The organism is Enterobacter cloacae complex sp. S3 (assembly GCF_014930495.1).
Taxonomy (GTDB): Bacteria; Pseudomonadota; Gammaproteobacteria; order Enterobacterales; family Enterobacteriaceae; genus Enterobacter; species Enterobacter asburiae_B.
Genome location: NZ_JADBRD010000010.1, coordinates 46,780 through 63,915, shown reverse-complemented (window position 1 = coordinate 63,915; position 17,136 = coordinate 46,780). Strand labels below are relative to the sequence as shown.

The 17,136-nt window shown below is 54.2% G+C and carries 13 protein-coding genes and 3 pseudogenes; 10 read left to right on the top strand and 6 right to left on the bottom strand.

The window, feature by feature from the left end; genetic code table 11:
- Window positions 1–49: 49 nt before the first annotated feature.
- Window positions 50–1,957 carry a PTS mannitol transporter subunit IICBA gene (locus tag IM317_RS05520; protein ID WP_023309922.1) on the bottom strand — a complete coding sequence of 636 codons (1,908 nt, stop codon included), beginning with the start codon at window positions 1,955–1,957 and terminating at the stop codon, window positions 50–52.
- 659 nt (window positions 1,958–2,616) lie between these two features.
- Here IM317_RS05520 and IM317_RS05515 point away from each other — a divergent pair.
- The 6 genes from IM317_RS05515 (at window position 2,617) to aldB (ending at window position 9,768) form a co-directional block, all read left to right on the top strand.
- The gene (locus IM317_RS05515) at window positions 2,617–2,973 is read left to right on the top strand and encodes a DUF3302 domain-containing protein (protein ID WP_023334046.1); all 357 of its coding nucleotides are present in this window, start codon (window positions 2,617–2,619) and stop codon (window positions 2,971–2,973) included.
- Between the two features lie 2 nt (window positions 2,974–2,975).
- The gene (locus IM317_RS05510; protein ID WP_033147023.1) at window positions 2,976–4,112 is read left to right on the top strand and encodes an HlyD family secretion protein; all 1,137 of its coding nucleotides are present in this window, start codon (window positions 2,976–2,978) and stop codon (window positions 4,110–4,112) included.
- 90 nt (window positions 4,113–4,202) lie between these two features.
- The gene (locus IM317_RS05505) at window positions 4,203–4,811 is read left to right on the top strand and encodes a glutathione S-transferase (protein WP_033147022.1); all 609 of its coding nucleotides are present in this window, start codon (window positions 4,203–4,205) and stop codon (window positions 4,809–4,811) included.
- A 103-nt stretch (window positions 4,812–4,914) separates the two neighbouring features.
- Entirely contained in the window at window positions 4,915–6,300 is a 1,386-nt protein-coding gene (gene selA, locus IM317_RS05500; protein ID WP_033147021.1) for an L-seryl-tRNA(Sec) selenium transferase, read from the top strand.
- On the top strand, window positions 6,297–8,144 hold the full coding sequence (gene selB / locus IM317_RS05495; protein ID WP_033147020.1) for a selenocysteine-specific translation elongation factor: 1,848 nt from the start codon (window positions 6,297–6,299) through the stop codon (window positions 8,142–8,144). Before selA ends, selB begins: the two co-directional genes overlap by 4 nt.
- 85 nt (window positions 8,145–8,229) lie before the next feature.
- Complete coding sequence (gene aldB, locus IM317_RS05490) at window positions 8,230–9,768, top strand: aldehyde dehydrogenase AldB (protein WP_029740992.1); 1,539 nt, start codon at window positions 8,230–8,232, stop codon at window positions 9,766–9,768.
- On the opposite strand, the gene IM317_RS05485 is transcribed toward aldB, so the two are convergent.
- Window positions 9,765–10,730, bottom strand: a complete 966-nt coding sequence (locus IM317_RS05485; RefSeq protein WP_060568714.1) for a LysR family transcriptional regulator — start codon at window positions 10,728–10,730, stop codon at window positions 9,765–9,767. The two genes, aldB and IM317_RS05485, sit on opposite strands and share 4 nt — an antisense overlap.
- Before the next feature lie 117 nt (window positions 10,731–10,847).
- On the opposite strand from IM317_RS05485, the gene IM317_RS05480 reads away from it, so the two are divergent.
- Both IM317_RS05480 and IM317_RS23900 read left to right on the top strand, forming a co-directional pair.
- Window positions 10,848–11,588: a MipA/OmpV family protein gene (locus IM317_RS05480; protein ID WP_033147018.1), complete on the top strand. Its 741-nt coding sequence runs from the start codon at window positions 10,848–10,850 to the stop codon at window positions 11,586–11,588.
- Window positions 11,589–11,877: 289 nt separating this feature from the next.
- Window positions 11,878–11,949 (top strand): annotated as a pseudogene (locus IM317_RS23900) (type II toxin-antitoxin system HicB family antitoxin); the annotation flags it as partial.
- Between the two features lie 35 nt (window positions 11,950–11,984).
- On the opposite strand, the gene IM317_RS05475 reads toward IM317_RS23900, so the two are convergent.
- Window positions 11,985–13,061, bottom strand: a complete 1,077-nt coding sequence (locus IM317_RS05475) for a type I restriction endonuclease (RefSeq protein ID WP_033147017.1) — start codon at window positions 13,059–13,061, stop codon at window positions 11,985–11,987.
- A gap of 195 nt (window positions 13,062–13,256) precedes the next feature.
- Window positions 13,257–13,358 (bottom strand): annotated as a pseudogene (locus IM317_RS23895) (hypothetical protein); the annotation flags it as partial.
- Between the two features lie 48 nt (window positions 13,359–13,406).
- Here IM317_RS23895 and IM317_RS05470 point away from each other — a divergent pair.
- Both IM317_RS05470 and IM317_RS05465 read left to right on the top strand, forming a co-directional pair.
- A pseudogene (locus IM317_RS05470) lies at window positions 13,407–13,760 on the top strand (helix-turn-helix domain-containing protein); the annotation flags it as partial.
- Between the two features lie 93 nt (window positions 13,761–13,853).
- On the top strand, window positions 13,854–14,309 hold the full coding sequence (locus tag IM317_RS05465; RefSeq protein ID WP_033147016.1) for a 4Fe-4S dicluster domain-containing protein: 456 nt from the start codon (window positions 13,854–13,856) through the stop codon (window positions 14,307–14,309).
- Here IM317_RS05465 and IM317_RS05460 read toward each other — a convergent pair.
- Together IM317_RS05460 and IM317_RS05455 are read right to left on the bottom strand one after the other, a co-directional pair.
- Window positions 14,293–16,011: a ShlB/FhaC/HecB family hemolysin secretion/activation protein gene (locus tag IM317_RS05460; protein WP_033147015.1), complete on the bottom strand. Its 1,719-nt coding sequence runs from the start codon at window positions 16,009–16,011 to the stop codon at window positions 14,293–14,295. The genes IM317_RS05465 and IM317_RS05460 overlap by 17 nt on opposite strands.
- A gap of 119 nt (window positions 16,012–16,130) precedes the next feature.
- A complete protein-coding gene (locus IM317_RS05455) occupies window positions 16,131–16,919 on the bottom strand; it encodes a collagen-like triple helix repeat-containing protein (protein WP_224979705.1) in 789 nt (262 codons plus the stop codon).
- Window positions 16,920–17,136 lie beyond the last annotated feature (217 nt).

Sequence of the window (17,136 nt, the reverse complement as noted above, 5' to 3'; positions counted from 1 at the left end):
CTTTTCCCCTCACCCTAGCCCTCTCCCCAGAGGGGAGAGGGAAGAGGACTTATTTGTTAAGAAGTGCCAGGACTTCTTCCACGCTGGTGGTGCTGGCCAGACGCGCAATGACAGACTCATCGTCCAGCGCGTTGGTCAGGCTGGTAATCACCTGAATGTGCTCGTTGTTGCGAGCGGCGATACCAATCACCAGACGGGCGATGTCGTCTTCTTCTTCACCGAAGCGCACGCCCTGCGGATACTGACAGAATACGACGCCGGTTTTCAGGACGCGATCTTTCGCTTCAACCGTACCGTGCGGAACCGCGATGGATTCGCCCAGGTAGGTTGGCGTCAGTTTTTCGCGTTCCAGCATTGCGTCGACATATTCAGGCTGAACGTAGCCGCCTTTCACCAGCTGCTCGCCGGCAAAGCGAATCGCTTCTTCTTTGGTTGCCGCTGTGCGACCGAGGAAGATGTTTTCCGCACCCAGTTTGAACAGGTGGGCGTTGCTTTCGTCAAAGCTGTCCTGCAGGCTTGAGCGCACTTTCACTTCGTTGTCTTCGTGACGCTGCGCCGCAACCAGACGTTCGGTCAGGCTGGTGTACAGGCCGCTGTCGAGGAAGTTGGTCAGCGAGATGTGCTGTGCCTGCGGCACCTGGCGCATGGCGCGTTCGGTCAGGTCGCGGTGCGTGATGACCAGGTCAACGTCCGGCGGCAGGCTGTTAATGGCGCTGTTGGTGACGGAGATGTTGGTCAGACCCGCATCCTGCACTTTCTTACGCAGCACGCCTGCACCCATTGCGCTGGAACCCATACCGGCATCACAGGCAACGATGATTTTACGCACGTGGCTCAGGTCGTTAGACACATCGCCAGCCGCCAGCGGGGTTGCGCCTTTGGATTCGGCTTTCATGTCGTGCATACGACGGGTCGCCGCTTCAATATCGTCGTCTTCTTTCACTTTGCTGGTTTTCAGCAGGATAGAAGAGACCACGAAGGAGACGGCCATGGCCGCACAGATGGCCGCGATGTTAGCGAAATACGCTCCTTTTGGCGTCATCGCCAGCACCGCCAGGATAGACCCCGGAGAAGCTGGAGACACCAGACCGCCGCCCAGCACGCTCAGGGTGAACACGCCGGTCATACCGCCAAGGATAACGGCCAGGATCAGGCGTGGGTTCATCAGCACGTACGGGAAGTAAATTTCGTGGATACCGCCCAGGAAGTGAATGATTGCCGCACCGCCAGCAGACTGCTTAGCGCTGCCGCGACCAAAGAACATGTACGCCAGCAGTACGCCCATACCCGGACCCGGGTTGGCTTCAATCAGGAAGAAGATAGACTTGCCGAGATCGTGAGACTGCTGAATACCCAGCGGCGAGAAGATACCGTGGTTGATGGCGTTGTTCAGGAACAGGATTTTCGCCGGTTCAACGAAGATAGACGCCAGCGGCAGCATGTCGTGCGCCACCATAAAGTTAACGCCTGCCGCCAGAATTTTGGACAGCACTTCAACCGCAGGGCCAATGCCGAGGAACGCCAGAATCGCGAGGATCATCCCGATGATGCCCGCAGAGAAGTTGTTCACCAGCATTTCGAAGCCGGATTTGATCTTACCATCAACCCAGACGTCGAATTTCTTAATCGCCCAGCCGCCCAGAGGACCGGCAATCATTGCACCGAGGAACATCGGCATATCCGCACCGACGATAACACCCATGGTCGTGATGGCACCCACTACGCCACCACGGTCACCGCCCACCAGACGACCACCGGTGAAACCGATGAGCAGCGGCAGGAGATAGGTAATCATTGGGCCAACAAGTTTCGCCAGCGTTTCGTTAGGCAACCACCCTGTCGGAATGAACAATGCAGTGATGATACCCCACGCGATAAACGCGCCGATATTTGGCATCACCATGTTGCTGAGGAAACGACCAAAGCTTTGAACTTTGATCTTGAAATCGGATGACATAAAACACCCCTTCTTCTGTTTACGCTTAGGCTTGCGGCCCGAGGTTTATTGTTAATGAGGCGGCAGAGGTAGCCGGGCCCTGTTCTGATGCTGTGAAATCTGGCACTGAATCGTTCAACTGTCCAGACAGTGAAAATTTGTGTGACGCATATCACGTAAAGGTAGGGGGTGTGGATGTCAATGAGGTGATCTTAGTCACAAAAAAGGTGGGCAAAAAAAATACGACGGCGAGAAATGCGGCAAAAACCACCCTTTTATGTGATGGTTGTCACGATTTGGTTTTGTGGGTTTGTTTCTGGATTGTGACTGATTTCACAAAATATTTTTATGCAGATTTCTCCGGCTGTGATCGGCGGCAAACTCTGCTTAGCGATTCGGCGTCAGGATGGCATAGCGCGACACGTTAAGCTAAAAAACCACTTTTGAAGTGTGGTATGGCGAAAAGTTAAAACGTGGATTACGCTCATATTGTAAGGTTAAGTATATTATTATTCAGGATATATTTTGACACGCTTATAAACTTGCATGGAGATATTATAAAAAACGATACTCCCCGGCTCTGAAATAACCAGTATACCTTCTGTATTTCAAAATAAATTAATTAGGTTGCGTACTGTTTTATTAATTAAATGAGTTGACGTTGTTTAAGTGAGGAGAATATGTTTCTCAACTATTTTGCGCTGGGCGTATTGATTTTTGTATTTCTGGTTCTTTTTTATGGAATCATCGCCATCCATGACATTCCTTATAATATGGCCAAAAAGCGAAACCATCCGCATGCCGATGCGATTCACACGGCAGGCTGGATTAGCCTGTTTACGCTCCATGCCATCTGGCCGTTCCTGTGGATATGGGCCACGCTGTACCGTGAAGATCGCGGCTGGGGGATGCAAAACCACATCACCAAGCCTGATGAGGTTCCGGGCATGGATGCGCTGGCCAAACGCGTGGCCGAATTAGAACAAAAGCTGGCCGCGGTACAGCCCGCCGCTGATAAAAACACGCTGGAGCGCTAATCATGGATCTGTTAATTATTTTGACCTATGTGGCATTTGCCTGGGTGATTTTTAAAATATTCCGTATTCCGGTAAATCAGTGGACGCTTGCCACCGCGACATTAGGCGGGGTGTTTATTGTTGCCGGGCTTATTCTGTTAATGAACTATAACCATCCGTACACCTTTACGGCGCAAAAGGCGGTTATTTCTATTCCAATTACGCCGCAGGTTACCGGGGTGGTCAGTGAAGTGACCGATAAAAATAACCAGCTAATTAAAAAAGGCGAAGTGTTATTTAAACTGGATCCGGGCCGCTACCAGGCGCGCGTCGACAGACTCCAGGCCGACCTGGTGACCGCAACGCACAATATCGACAATCTGAAAGCGCAGCTTTCGGAAGCGGTCGCCAATACCACCCGCGTGTCGGCTGAACGCGATCGTCTGTTTAAAGATTATCAGCGCTACCTGAAAGGCAGCCAGGCAAAAGTGAATCCGTTTTCTGAAAGCGATATCGACAACGCGCGGCAAAATTATCTCGCACAGGATGCGATGGTGAAAGGCTCCGTTGCCGAACAGACGCAGATTCAAAGCCAGCTGGACAGCATGGTGAACGGCGAGCAGTCGCAGATTGCCTCCTTACGCGCGCAGCTTGCTGAAGCCAAATACAACCTGGATCAGACCGTGGTCCGTGCGCCAAGCGATGGCTACATCACCCAGGTGCTGATCCGTCCGGGGACGTACGCCGCCGCGCTGCCGCTGCGTCCGGTGATGGTCTTTATTCCTGAACAGAAGCGTCAGATCGTGGCCCAGTTCCGTCAGAACTCGCTGCTGCGTCTGAAGCCGGGCGATGAAGCGGAAGTGGTGTTTAACGCGCTGCCGGGCCAGGTGTTTACCGGTAAACTCACCAGTATTCTGCCGGTGGTGCCGGGAGGCTCCTATCAGGCGCAGGGCGCGCTGCAGTCGCTGACGGTGGTGCCGGGAACGGACGGCGTGTTGGGTACGATTGAGCTGGATCCGAATGCGGAAGTCGATGCGCTGCCAGACGGTATCTATGCCCAGGTGGCGGTCTACTCGGACCATTTCGCCCACGTCTCGGTGATGCGTAAAGTATTGCTGCGTATGACCAGCTGGATGCACTACCTCTACCTCGATCACTAATCCTTCCAGGGCAGGAATGCGACACGCGTACCTGCCCTTTTTTCATCGCTTGATCCATACTGACTTTTTTCCGGCATCAAGGATCAGGCAATGAAACTCATCGGTAGCTACACCAGTCCCTTCGTGCGAAAAATCTCGATTCTCCTGCTGGAGAAAGGGATTGAATTTGAATTCATCAATGAACAGCCCTACAACGCTGAAAACGGCGTCGCGCAGTACAACCCGCTGGGGAAAGTCCCGGCGCTGGTGACGGACGAGGGCGAATACTGGTTCGATTCCCCGATTATTGCGGAGTATATCGAGCTGCTGGGCGTTGCCCCGGCAATGCTGCCGGCTGACCCAAAAGCGGCGCTGGCGGTGAAGCAAATTGAAGCCCTGGCCGATGGCATTATGGATGCGGCGTTAACCTCCGTGCGTGAGCAGGCCAGGCCCGCCGCCCAGCAGTCGGAAACGGAACTGTTACGCCAGCGGGAAAAAATCAGCCGCAGCCTGGACAGGTGCGAACAGCTTATCCGGGAGGGAAAGATTCAAACCGACAGCCTGAACCTGGCAACTATCGCTATCGCCTGCGCCATCGGCTATCTCAACTTCCGCCGGGTTTCCCCTGGCTGGTGCGTCGACCGTCCGCTGCTGGTGAAACTGGCAGACACGCTTTTTAGCCGCGAGAGCTTTGCCCGGACAGAACCGCCAAAGGCTTGACGCGGGTTATAACACTTCGGCGTCGGAGGCGGTACAATCCCTCCACATGTTAACTCCCTCTCCCGTCGGGAGGGGGGAAGATATTTACTCGCCAGGCGCTTTCATGACTACTCATCATTCGCTGTACAGCCAGATCCCCGCTACCGACCGTCTCCTTCGCGAGCCCCGCATTCATGCTGCCGTTGAGCGCTTCGGCCATACCGCGACGGTGGAGATGTTACGCCTGCTTCAGGACGAAGCCCGATGCGCTATTCAGGCAGAAAACGCCTTGCCCGACTGGTGCGCGGCGTGGGAGCAGGAAGTTGAGCACCGGCTGGATGAGAAAGCGCAAAGCGCATTACGCCCGGTGATTAACCTGACCGGTACCGTGCTCCATACCAACCTGGGCCGCGCGCAGCAGGCGGAAGAGGCGGTTGCGGCGGTTGTACAGGCCATGCGGGCGCCCGTGACGCTGGAGTACGATCTGGACGGCGCCGGACGCGGGCATCGTGACCGGGCGCTGGCGGACCTGCTGTGCCAGCTGACCGGCGCGGAAGATGCCTGCATTGTGAATAACAACGCCGCAGCGGTGCTGCTGATGCTGGCGGCGACTGCCAGCGGCAAAGAGGTGGTGGTTTCCCGCGGCGAGCTGGTGGAGATTGGCGGGGCGTTTCGTATTCCGGACGTGATGCGCCAGGCGGGCTGCACGCTGCATGAAGTGGGCACTACTAACCGTACCCATGCGAAAGATTATCGCGCGGCGGTGAATGAAAATACCGCCCTGCTGATGAAGGTCCACACCAGCAATTACCATATTGAAGGCTTCACCAAAACGGTTGAAGAGGCAGAGCTGGCGGCGATTGGCCGCGAACTGAATATTCCGGTGATTGCCGATCTCGGCAGCGGCTCGCTGGTGGATCTGAGCCTTTACGGGCTGCCGAGAGAGCCGATGCCGCAAGAGATGATTGCCGCAGGCGTTAGCCTGGTCAGCTTTTCCGGCGACAAGCTGCTTGGCGGGCCGCAGGCCGGGATTATCGTCGGCAAGCGCGAGCTGATTGCGAAGCTGCAGCAGCATCCGCTTAAGCGCGCCCTGCGAGCCGATAAAATGACGCTTGCCGCGCTGGAGGCGACGCTGCGGCTTTATCTCCATCCGGAGAAACTGGCCGACCGCCTCCCCACGCTGCGTCTGTTAACCCGCGATGCCGCTTCGATTCGCGCCCAGGCCGAATTACTGCTGCCGCGCATTGCCCCGCACTATCCCGATTTTGACGTTCGCATTGAACCCTGCCAGTCGCAGATTGGCAGCGGTTCGCTGCCGGTGGACAGGCTGCCGAGTGAAGCGCTCACGTTCACCCCGCGTGACGGGCGCGGCAGCCACCTTGAAGCCCTGTCGTCGCGCTGGCGTGGCCTTCCCGCGCCGGTTATCGGGCGGATTTACGATGGCCGAATGTGGCTGGATCTGCGCTGCCTTGAAGATGAAGAGCGATTTCTGGAGATGTTGTTGAAATGATTATTGCCACCGCCGGTCATGTCGACCACGGAAAAACCACGTTGCTGCAGGCGATTACCGGCATAAACGCCGACCGCCTGCCGGAAGAGAAAAAGCGCGGCATGACCATCGATCTGGGCTATGCCTACTGGCCCCAGCCTGATGGTCGCGTGCTGGGTTTTATTGATGTTCCGGGGCATGAAAAGTTTCTGTCCAACATGCTGGCGGGCGTGGGGGGTATCGATCATGCCCTGCTGGTGGTGGCCTGCGATGATGGCGTCATGGCGCAAACTCGTGAGCACCTGGCGATCCTGCAGCTGACCGGTAACCCGCAGCTGACCGTGGCGCTGACCAAAGCCGATCGCGTGGATGACGCTCGCGTCAGCGAAGTGCGCGAAGCGGTACAGGCGACCTTGCAGGAGTATGGTTTTGCCGATGCCCCGCTTTTTGTCACCGTGGCGACAGAAGGGTGCGGTATCGATGAACTTCGCCACCACTTACAGCAGCTTTCGTCGCGTGACCACGCCAGCCATCACCGCTTCCGTCTGGCAATTGACCGGGCGTTTACCGTCAAAGGCGCGGGGCTGGTGGTGACCGGGACGGCGCTGAGCGGTGAAGTGAACGTAGGTGATACGCTCTGGCTGACGGGCGTTAACAAGGCGATGCGCGTGCGTGGCTTACATGCGCAAAACCAGCCCGCGGAGCGTGCTCATGCCGGGCAGCGGATCGCGCTGAACATTACCGGGGATGCGGAAAAAGAGCAGCTTAACCGCGGGGACTGGCTGCTGGCCGATGCCCCTCCTGAGCCGTCTGAACGCGTCATTGTCTCCCTGCAGACAAACGTGCCCCTGACCCAATGGCAGCCGCTGCATATTCACCACGCGGCCAGCCATATCACCGGGCGCGTGTCGCTGCTGGAAAACGATCTTGCCGAACTGGTATTCGATTCACCGCTCTGGCTTGCAGACAACGATCGTCTGGTTCTGCGTGATATTTCCGCGCGGGAAACGCTGGCCGGGGCACGGGTGGTCGCGCTGAATCCGCCGCGACGCGGCAAGCGTAAGCCTGAATATCTGCAGTGGCTGGCAGCGTTGGTGCAGGCCAGCGATGATAACGCCGCGCTGCGGGTGCATCTTGAGCGCGGTGCGGTGAGCCTGCGTGATTTTGCATGGGCACGCCAGCTGAGCGAGGAAGGGTTACGCCTGCTGGCCCAACAGCCGGGCTTTATTCAGGCTGGAAACAGTCTGCTAAACGCCCCGGTTGCTGCGAACTGGCAGCGTAAGATACTGAACACGCTCGCAACATACCATGAACAGCATCAGGATGAGCCTGGCCCGGGCCGTGAGCGTCTGCGGCGCATGGCGCTGCCGATGGAAGACGATGCGCTGGTGCTGCTGCTGATTGAAAACATGCGCGAAAGCGGGGCGATCAAAAGCCACCACGGCTGGCTCCATCTGCCGGATCACAAGGCCGGGTTCACCGCAGAGCAAGAAGCGGTATGGCAAAAAGTGGCCTCGCTGTTTGGCGATGAGCCGTGGTGGGTTCGCGATCTGGCCCGCGAAACGAATACCGACGAGCAGGTGATGCGTCAGGTATTGCGCCATGCGCAGCAGCAGGGGCTGATAGTCGCGATCGTGAAAGATCGTTATTACCGTAACGATCGTATTGTGGCCTTTGCGAACCTGATCCGCGAGCTGGATCTGGAGCGGGGCTCTACCTGCGCAGCCGATTTCCGCGACCGGCTGAACGTAGGCCGCAAGCTGGCGATTCAGATCCTGGAGTATTTCAACCGCATCGGCTTCACCCGCCGTCGCGGTAACGATCATTTATTGCGCGATTCGTTATTATTTCCTGAAACTCCGTGACCCCCGTCGTAAAGCCGTTACCGGTTGGCGAGAAAATCGCCAGCCGGAACTACCCTTGATGTACACCAACAGCAAGGAGACGGTCATGACAAACAATCCTCCCTCATCGCGTATCCAGCCCGGCGAGTATGGTTTTCCCCTCAAGCTGAAGCCTCGTTATGACAACTTTATTGGCGGCGACTGGGTAGCTCCCGTCGACGGCGAATACTATTCCAACCTGACCCCCGTAACCGGCCAGCCGCTGTGCGAAATAGCCAGCTCCGGCAGGCGCGATATCGATCTGGCGCTGGATGCGGCGCACAAAGCGAAAGATAAATGGGGCCACACCTCCGTTCAGGACCGCGCGGCTATTTTGTTCAAAATCGCCGACCGGATGGAGCAGAATCTGGAGCTGCTGGCGACGGCGGAAACCTGGGATAACGGCAAGCCTATCCGGGAAACGATGGCGGCAGACGTGCCGCTGGCCATCGACCACTTCCGCTATTTTGCCTCCTGCATTCGCGCTCAGGAGGGCGGAATAAGCGAGGTAGACAGCGACACCGTGGCGTATCACTTCCACGAACCGCTGGGCGTCGTCGGGCAAATCATTCCGTGGAACTTCCCGCTGCTGATGGCGAGCTGGAAAATGGCGCCCGCGCTGGCGGCCGGGAACTGCATTGTGCTTAAACCGGCGCGTCTGACCCCGCTCTCGGTGCTGCTGCTGATGGAAATCGTTGGCGATCTTCTGCCGCCGGGCGTGATTAACGTGGTCAACGGTGCGGGCGGTGAGATAGGGGAATATCTGGCTACCTCGAAACGGATCGCTAAAGTGGCGTTTACCGGGTCGACGGAAGTGGGCCAGCAGATTATGCAGTACGCCACGCAGAACATCATTCCGGTGACCCTGGAGCTGGGCGGGAAATCCCCGAACATCTTCTTCGCGGACGTGATGGAGGAAGAGGATGCCTTCTTCGACAAAGCCCTGGAAGGGTTTGCGCTGTTTGCGTTTAACCAGGGCGAAGTCTGCACCTGCCCAAGCCGCGCGCTGGTGCAGGAGTCCATCTATGAGCGCTTTATGGAGCGGGCCATTCGCCGCGTCGAGTCTATCCGCAGCGGTAACCCGCTCGATAACGTCACGCAGATGGGGGCGCAGGTCTCGCACGGACAGCTGGAAACCATCCTCAACTACATCGATATCGGCAAGAAAGAGGGGGCGGATATTCTGACCGGCGGTCGCCGTAAGGTGCTCGGTGGGGATCTGCAGGAAGGGTATTATCTGGAGCCAACGATCCTGTTCGGTCAGAACAACATGCGCGTCTTCCAGGAGGAAATTTTCGGACCGGTGCTGGCCGTAACCACCTTCAAAACGATGGAGGAGGCGCTGGAGATTGCCAACGACACGCCGTATGGCCTGGGAGCCGGCGTCTGGAGCCGCAACGGTAATCTGGCCTATAAAATGGGCAGAGGCATTCAGGCCGGGCGCGTCTGGACCAACTGCTACCACGCCTATCCTGCGCACGCGGCATTTGGCGGTTATAAGCAATCGGGCATCGGGCGTGAAACCCACAAGATGATGCTGGAACATTATCAGCAGACGAAATGTTTGCTGGTCAGCTACTCCGATAAACCGCTGGGGCTATTCTAATCGCCCAGCTCAGGCCGTCCATGGGCGGCCTGAGCAATTTGCTGGCGCAGGCAGTTCAGAACGCCATCCAGAACGTATTGCACGCGCCAGGGCTGGTATTCGCGTTTGCGGAAAATGGCCGTCAGATCGAGCCACCACTCTTCCTGATGCGGGAAGCAGGGGACCAGCATCCCTTTCGTTAATTCTTTTTTCAGACTCTCTTTTGGCGCAAAAACAATCCCAAGATTATTTCTTGCCAGCTCCAGGGCCGTCTGCGTATTGTCGCAAATATAATTACCGGTCACCCGGTAGTCATGCACGCTATCACTGCCGTGCACGCGGAAACGCCAGATGTTTGCATCATCGATCAGCATGGAGTCAATGAGAATACAGGAGTGATTAATTAAACCTTCAGGTCCCGTTAAGGGGTGTTTATTTAAATATTCTACGGTAGCGAATGCCGTAACAGAATATTTTGTTAACACGCTGGCAACCAGACTTTCGTCTTTCGGCGGCGCATAGGTAATTAAAATGTCGCAGTCATCCGGAAAAGAAACGCCTTCTGAAAATTCATTCCGATCCAGGTTATAGGTTTTCAGGGAGATGCGGATGTCACCGATATCTTCTATCTGATGGATCACGTGGCGCGCGAGATAAGTTACGATACCTGTAGGGGCATAGATCGTGACCTTTCCGCGCTTTTCATGCTTATAATCAGCAATAAAATTAACGAGTTGGCGGTTCTTATCCAGCGTGGCATCAATGTACGGGAGTAACGCTTCCCCAAACTGGGTCAGGGCCAGCTGGCGCGTGGTGCGCTCAAAAACCTTGAGCCCAACCCGCGTTTCAAAATCAGACAGATATTTACTGACGTTGGCCTGCGCCATGCCCAGCAGGGCGGCGGCATCACCAATGCTGTGGGTGGCTGCGATGACGGATATAATTTTTAACTCGCGCGGCTTTAGCTGTAATTTATTCATCATGCACACCCATCTATATGATTTTGTATATAATATTATATAAACCGCAGCGTTGCATTGGCAAATTTGTAACCATTATTATGCGCCTCGCTTGTTTGGCATTTTAATGGATTACATGTAATGACTATTAAATACAATTTACTCATCGCTGCCACGTTATTTGCAACATCCTCAGCAATGGCCGGTGACTTTTCACTAGGAGCGGGGGCTGTATTTAATGAGTCTCCTTACAAAGGCTATAACGAAAATACTACCGCAGTACCGTTAATTAGCTACGAAGGCGATAGCTTTTATGTTCGCCAGACCACGGGCGGATGGATCCTGTGGAAAGACGCAAAAAATGAACTCAGCCTGACCGCATCGTGGATGCCGCTGCATTTCGATCCTGATGACAACGACGACCATCAGATGAAAAAGCTTGATGAGCGTAAAGCTTCTGCCTTCCTCGGCGGCGCGTACTACCGCCACGAAAGCTGGGGTTCGCTGAAAGTGGCGGTCTCGGGCGATGCCACGGATGAAAGCGGCGGTATGATCGGCGAGGTTTCATACTTCCGTCCAATCAGGATGGAACGCCTGACCCTGACGCCCTCTGTCGGTATTTTCTATAGCGACGAAAGCTATAACGACTACTACTATGGCGTATCCGGCAGCGAGTCTCGCCGCTCAGGTCTGGATGAATACACCGCCGGTGACAGCTGGACGCCATACGTTGGCCTGGCGGCCAAATATCAGTTAACCCAGAAGCTGTATCTTAACGCCAGCGCGGTCTACACCGTATTGCCTGACGACGTGAAGAACAGCCCGATGATCGACCGCGACGACAGCTTCGCGCTGATGACCGGCCTGACCTGGCGTTTCTGATGCGCTAAAGCCGGGTGGCGGCTTCGCCTTACCCGGCCTACATGGACAGCCATCGCAGTTTTACGTAGGCCCGCACAAGCGAAGCGCCGCCGGGCATATTTGAGAGTACCAATCTCCCGTTTTCCCTTCCAGTCATGGCTTCCTCATTAATATTCCTGATACGCTAATGCGATCTGCGCCATCAATAAAGGTGTGCATCATGTGTATCATGCTTAAAGAAAATCAAACCGGGCACTCTCGCCCGTATTTGGCGAAAGGCGGGAATTAAGCACGGATATCAGGAGTTGTTATGTTTTATCCGGCTTACATTCATTCTGACTTCGACGGTAGCGCCAGCGCCTTTTTCCCTGACGTTCCAGGCTGAGGCAGCACGTCGCGTGCTGCCTGGGTAAAAAATTAATTATATAGAGCTGCTGTCGCTTTCAGGATATCAGCAAATGAATAGATATCATCGACTGTCGTTATAGGATGACGCGTTTCGTTTTTTTCTATGTCGAAAAGTCCGATGTATTTTTGCGTACGATTAAAATGCAATCGGCAAAGGGGTTTGCGGTTGTTGTCATCTACAAGAATACCAAAGTAACTTTTGGTATCTCTGTGAGTTATACGGGGTGCCTCCAGTACTGCTCTGGTGATTGCTTTAACAATATGATACCCCTCGAGCTCCTCTAGCGTTGTAACCACATCACTTTCATCTTTATGTTCGTCTTCCTCAATCTGTGATGACTCATTTGGAGTATCGATGATCGCTGGGGTTATGCCCGTAATAGCTGACTTAAGTCGCTCATTAACCTGATCATTTATGTACTGGCTTGCAGCTTTTTTGGTCAAGTTAAAAAAAGACTCTCTGACTTTTTGAGTCAGAATCCCATCATAAACTCGGGATGCAAAAAATTTCACAAAGTCATCTTCAGGATTATTTAGCTGAGAATGCAGGATTTTTTTGATTTGGCTGACATATTTTAATTCACCAGCAGCATTGATAATTGATTCTAAATCAAACGAAGACTTAGTTAATTTTTTTAGCTCAGGTATTATATTTTCGTCAATATCAAGAAGATCTACTTCCAAAAATGGTTTTTCATCCATTTTATTGGGAGCATCCAGATCTGTAAAAAATTTATAATTTTGTCCATTGGTGAGGATTGAAATTCTGGCGTTTGTTACATGAAAATACCTGAATAACTGCGAAGCATGATTTATATTTAATGGTTCGCCAATTTTCTTACATTCAATAAGTATCTGAACATCATTATTTTTCATTATAGCATAATCGATTTTTTCGCCCTTTTTTGTACCAACATCACAGACAAACTCAGGTGTTACCTCTGAAGGATCAAAAACATCATAACCCAGAACGTTATGAATGAATGGCATTACAAATGCAGTTTTTGTTGCTTCTTCAGTATTAATTACATCAAGTTGTTGTTTTATTTTATTTGATAAGGCATTTAATCTTTCTGTGAATTCCATGGGATGTCCTTATTTTTAGCTGTGTGTCTTTATGGAATAACACTAAAATGCATGTCAGACAATGGTATACCTGAGCTGAACTGCTGCAAAAAAACAATACCGAGGGTTAGATCACATTGTCTTTCAGTCGATGATAATCCGTGAACTCGGCATCACTGAGCTTGATAAAAATATTATATATCCATAAAGGTGACATTATTCTTGTTTATGTTTATCCACCCAAATCCGCATCTCTGCTACTCCCCTATTTGCCCAACTGAACCGGGGTATAAAGGTTAGCGTGCAGTGCTGGTGCTGGAGATGATTTTATAGCAGGTGTCGCTCTCTTCAGGGAATGGAGACAGCGTGGATCAAGCCGGTGCGGCGATGGCGTGGAAGGCGAAGCAGCTTATTCGCACGCAGTTTCATTTACCGCTTTCGACGTCGCAGCTGGCAAAAGCGTTGCACTGCAATGCCGATTACCTGGGGCGCGTATTTCGCCGGACTTTCCATTTAACCCTGACGGAGGCGATACATCGCCAGCGCGTCAGGGCAGTGGAAAAGCTGTTGCTGGATGGCTCTGCGTCGCTTACCTAAGTAGCAAACCGCTTTGGTTTTAATGACGTGGGCTATTTTCGGCAAATATTTTCAAAGCATACGGGCTTAACACCTGCCGTCTGGAAACGGCGGTATTGTAAAGCGCATAATAATTCCGGCTGAGCGCCTCCTGTTTGACCCATCACACCTTCGCTGAATCGGGCATTATGTAAGATGTGTGCAGTACCGGCTTTTAACGTGCGCGAGGCGTAACACATGAACCGATTTATCATGGCGGATGCGGAAAAATGCATTGGGTGCCGCACCTGCGAAGTGGCCTGCGCGGTGTCGCATCAGGACGGCGTCTCCGCTAATGCCTTTTCGCCCCGCCTTCGGGTGGTTAAGGGAAGTTCATACACTACGGCAGTGGGTTGCCATCAGTGCGAGGACGCGCCGTGTGCTAACGTCTGTCCAACCCATGCCATCAGCCGTACGGCGGGAGCCTGGCTCGTTGAGCAGACGCGCTGCATTGGGTGCAAAAGCTGTGTGGTGGCATGTCCGTTTGGGGCGATGCAGGTGCGCCTGGAGGGAAATAAGGCGCAGGCGCTGAAATGTGATTTATGCCTGCATCGCGAAGGCGGACCGGCCTGCGTGGAGGCCTGTCCAACCCACGCGTTGCGCTGCGTTGACCCTGCCAGGATTCGGGCTGAAAAGCTTACTGCATTTTATTGAAATTCCACGTAAACGTCAGACTGTAGCGCCAGTCTCTGTTGCGACTGTCTGTCGGAACATCCCCGACGGGTCGTGCCGCCTCAACCGTGACGCTATAGTGGCGCGTATCGCCTATCATCACCCCGGCAGCCACTGACCCGAGCCGCTGATGAGGCAAACCAGACGTGTTAAACCAGGTTTGCGCGGTATCGGCCAGGATATAGGGTTGGATGGTGGCAAGCCAGGTGCTCTCTTTTCGCATCTTGATATAGCGCAGTTCTACCTGCCCGCCGTAGCCGTAATCACCGCTTGCTTCACTGTCCTGATATCCACGGCCAAAGCGCTGGGCACCGAAGCTAACGCGTTCGGGCTCTGGCAACGTGTTATTTGACCAGTCTCCCTCCCAGGATGTTGATAGCCGCCATTTGTCGGCAAACAGCCAGGCAGCGTCCAGATAGCTTTTTGTGAGCGTAAAATTAATATCGGGTTTAGGCGCTGAGACGATATCGGCACCCATCGCATCAATACCCTGTCGTACGTTGAGTCTGCCGCTGATGCTGGCGGTTGTGAATTGATGTGCACCATTGATACCCACTTCCAGCGCCGGATAACGCGCGTGTTGGTTGACGGAGTCCAGACTGTAGGTTTTGCCCTGCAGTCTGGCCTGCAGGGCATAGTCATCCTGGCGGTCGGTATAATCAAAACCGCTGGTCAGATTAATTTGTGATTTTTGCGTCAGCAGCAATGGATAGCCAAACGTCACGCCGCCGTTGTATTGCGTGGTTTTTTGCTTCGAATCGACCTGAATATTATTGGGCAAATTTAGCAGGGGGGAGAAATCCCGCGGATTTTCACGGTAATAGCTGCCTTTGATCTGCATCGTCAGCCCTTCATCGTTTAAAAACTGCTGCCAGTTCAGACCCACATAGTTTTTTCGCGTGTTGCTATCTAACGGTATAAGCGTAGCCACGCCAAGCTGATCGCCATAGCTTGTCAGGTTGCTGAGCGTTCCGTTCAGCATCATTACATCTTGCCCTTTACGGGTGTCGATCGTGGAGGCGATATTCCAGCTCCGCTCCTCATTACCGGTTATCTGCATCGCCGCCGCGCCATAGATATTGGTTGGCAGCTGCGCGTTGGCCGTGACCGGAACGTTCGGGGTGCGGGTCATCAGCTGGCTATAGCGATCGAACGTATCCTGAGACAGCGGTTTTTCCGCCATGATTTTTTCTGACAAGCGTTTAAGGCGCGCGGCGATATTGGGGTTGTTACTGGTTATGTCGCTGTGCGCCACGTACCCTTCGACCAGGACAATTTTAATATTTCCCTGCTGGAAATTATTATCGGGCAGCCAGGCATAGGAGAGCGGAAAACCGTCGGCCTTGTAGCGCGCCGTAATATCATTTACCAGCCCCGTAAGCGTTTTTAGCGGCACGGTTTTTCCGGCGTAAGGCCTGAAGGGGTTAAGTAATTCCTGCAAGGGATAACGCGTGCCGCCAATAAACTGAATGTGATGAATGGTAATGGGCGTTTCAGGCGTCAGCGTTGACTGCGGTTTTTCTATTTTGACTTTCGGCTGTGGGACGGTCTCAGTCTGTTCTGGGGCAACGTTACGAGAAACTTGCGCCGGGTTATCAGGGTTAATAATAGAGGGCAGTGTATCGGCGCGGGCCATGCTCAACACAACCAGCCCCGTCAGCGAAAAAAGGAAATGGTTTTTCATCGCGCTATCCCTGTTCATCATTCCCGGTTAGGGGGAGTGTCGCTGTACGAAGCGCCCCTGAAGCAGGGGCGCAGAAAGGCAATAACCGTTTTACTGTTTTGGCGTCAGTAGACCGGTGGTTAACGTGTTGTTGTGCTGGCGGTAACGCCCGACGTCAGGGTATTGAGGGTTGTATTGACCGTCGCACCCAGGCTGTTGTTCGTGGCCGCCACATTTGCATTAGCTGTGAGAGAGCCTGATCCTCCTCCGGTCGTCGAGGTGGCGGGTTTCACTAGCGTACCGGTATCCGTCACCGTCTGGCCGACGTTTTGAACGACCTGACCTACGCCGCTAAGCCCGCTATTACTGCTGCTAACGTTGGTGCCTACGCCGCTCACGGTGTTTCCTACTTGCGTCAGCAGGCCGTTGACCGGAGTACCCAGACCTGTTGTGGTGCCCACGCTTTGCGTCACGCCTTGTACTCCGCCCAGCGTCTTGTTCACCACAGTCGTCGTATCGGTTGTTACCTGAGCTACCGCAGGGCTACTGACCGTGTTGGTTAAACCTGTGCCGGTGTTACTGACTAACTGCCCGGTACTGTTTACCACGCTGCCCGTCAGGCCTGTTACGCCGCTAACCGGTGTTCCCGATGTCGAACTTGCCAGGCCCGTGCCTACCGTAGAGACGGTATTGCCCAAGGAGGTGACCGACGTGGTCACGCCCTGAACCGTCGTACCGACACCGTTCGCGTTGCCCGGATCGCCAATGCCGGAGGTGACGCCTGTTCCCACGGTAGAGACGGCGCTGCCAACACCGCTGACGGTGGTTGAAACGGTTGATGTGACAGGATTATTTGTCGGGATCTGGCTTCCCAGACTGTCCACCGTAGAGCCGACGCTGGTCACCGTTTTACCGGCATCACCCAGCACAGTATTCACGCCTGCAGTGGTTGTGCCGCCACTGCCCGTTCCGGTCCCTCCGCTGCCGTTACCTCCGGTTCCCGTTCCTGAGCCTGAGCCTGAGCCCGAGCCCGAGCCTGTCCCTGAACCTGAGCCAGATCCGTTACTGCCTGAACCACCATTATTAGCCGTTGTGCCACTTCCATCACCCGAGCCGGTATTACTTCCGGTTGCAGGGTTATTTTTG

Excerpts from the sequence above, each read along its gene's own strand:
- IM317_RS05520 (WP_023309922.1), bottom strand. The coding sequence starts at position 1,957 with ATGTCATCCGATTTCAAGATCAAAGTTCAAAGCTTTGGTCGTTTCCTC.
- IM317_RS05515 (WP_023334046.1), top strand. The coding sequence starts at position 2,617 with ATGTTTCTCAACTATTTTGCGCTGGGCGTATTGATTTTTGTATTTCTG.
- IM317_RS05510 (WP_033147023.1), top strand. The coding sequence starts at position 2,976 with ATGGATCTGTTAATTATTTTGACCTATGTGGCATTTGCCTGGGTGATT.
- IM317_RS05505 (WP_033147022.1), top strand. The coding sequence starts at position 4,203 with ATGAAACTCATCGGTAGCTACACCAGTCCCTTCGTGCGAAAAATCTCG.
- selA (WP_033147021.1), top strand. The coding sequence starts at position 4,915 with ATGACTACTCATCATTCGCTGTACAGCCAGATCCCCGCTACCGACCGT.
- selB (WP_033147020.1), top strand. The coding sequence starts at position 6,297 with ATGATTATTGCCACCGCCGGTCATGTCGACCACGGAAAAACCACGTTG.
- aldB (WP_029740992.1), top strand. The coding sequence starts at position 8,230 with ATGACAAACAATCCTCCCTCATCGCGTATCCAGCCCGGCGAGTATGGT.
- IM317_RS05485 (WP_060568714.1), bottom strand. The coding sequence starts at position 10,730 with ATGATGAATAAATTACAGCTAAAGCCGCGCGAGTTAAAAATTATATCC.
- IM317_RS05480 (WP_033147018.1), top strand. The coding sequence starts at position 10,848 with ATGACTATTAAATACAATTTACTCATCGCTGCCACGTTATTTGCAACA.
- IM317_RS05475 (WP_033147017.1), bottom strand. The coding sequence starts at position 13,061 with ATGGAATTCACAGAAAGATTAAATGCCTTATCAAATAAAATAAAACAA.
- IM317_RS05465 (WP_033147016.1), top strand. The coding sequence starts at position 13,854 with ATGAACCGATTTATCATGGCGGATGCGGAAAAATGCATTGGGTGCCGC.
- IM317_RS05460 (WP_033147015.1), bottom strand. The coding sequence starts at position 16,011 with ATGAAAAACCATTTCCTTTTTTCGCTGACGGGGCTGGTTGTGTTGAGC.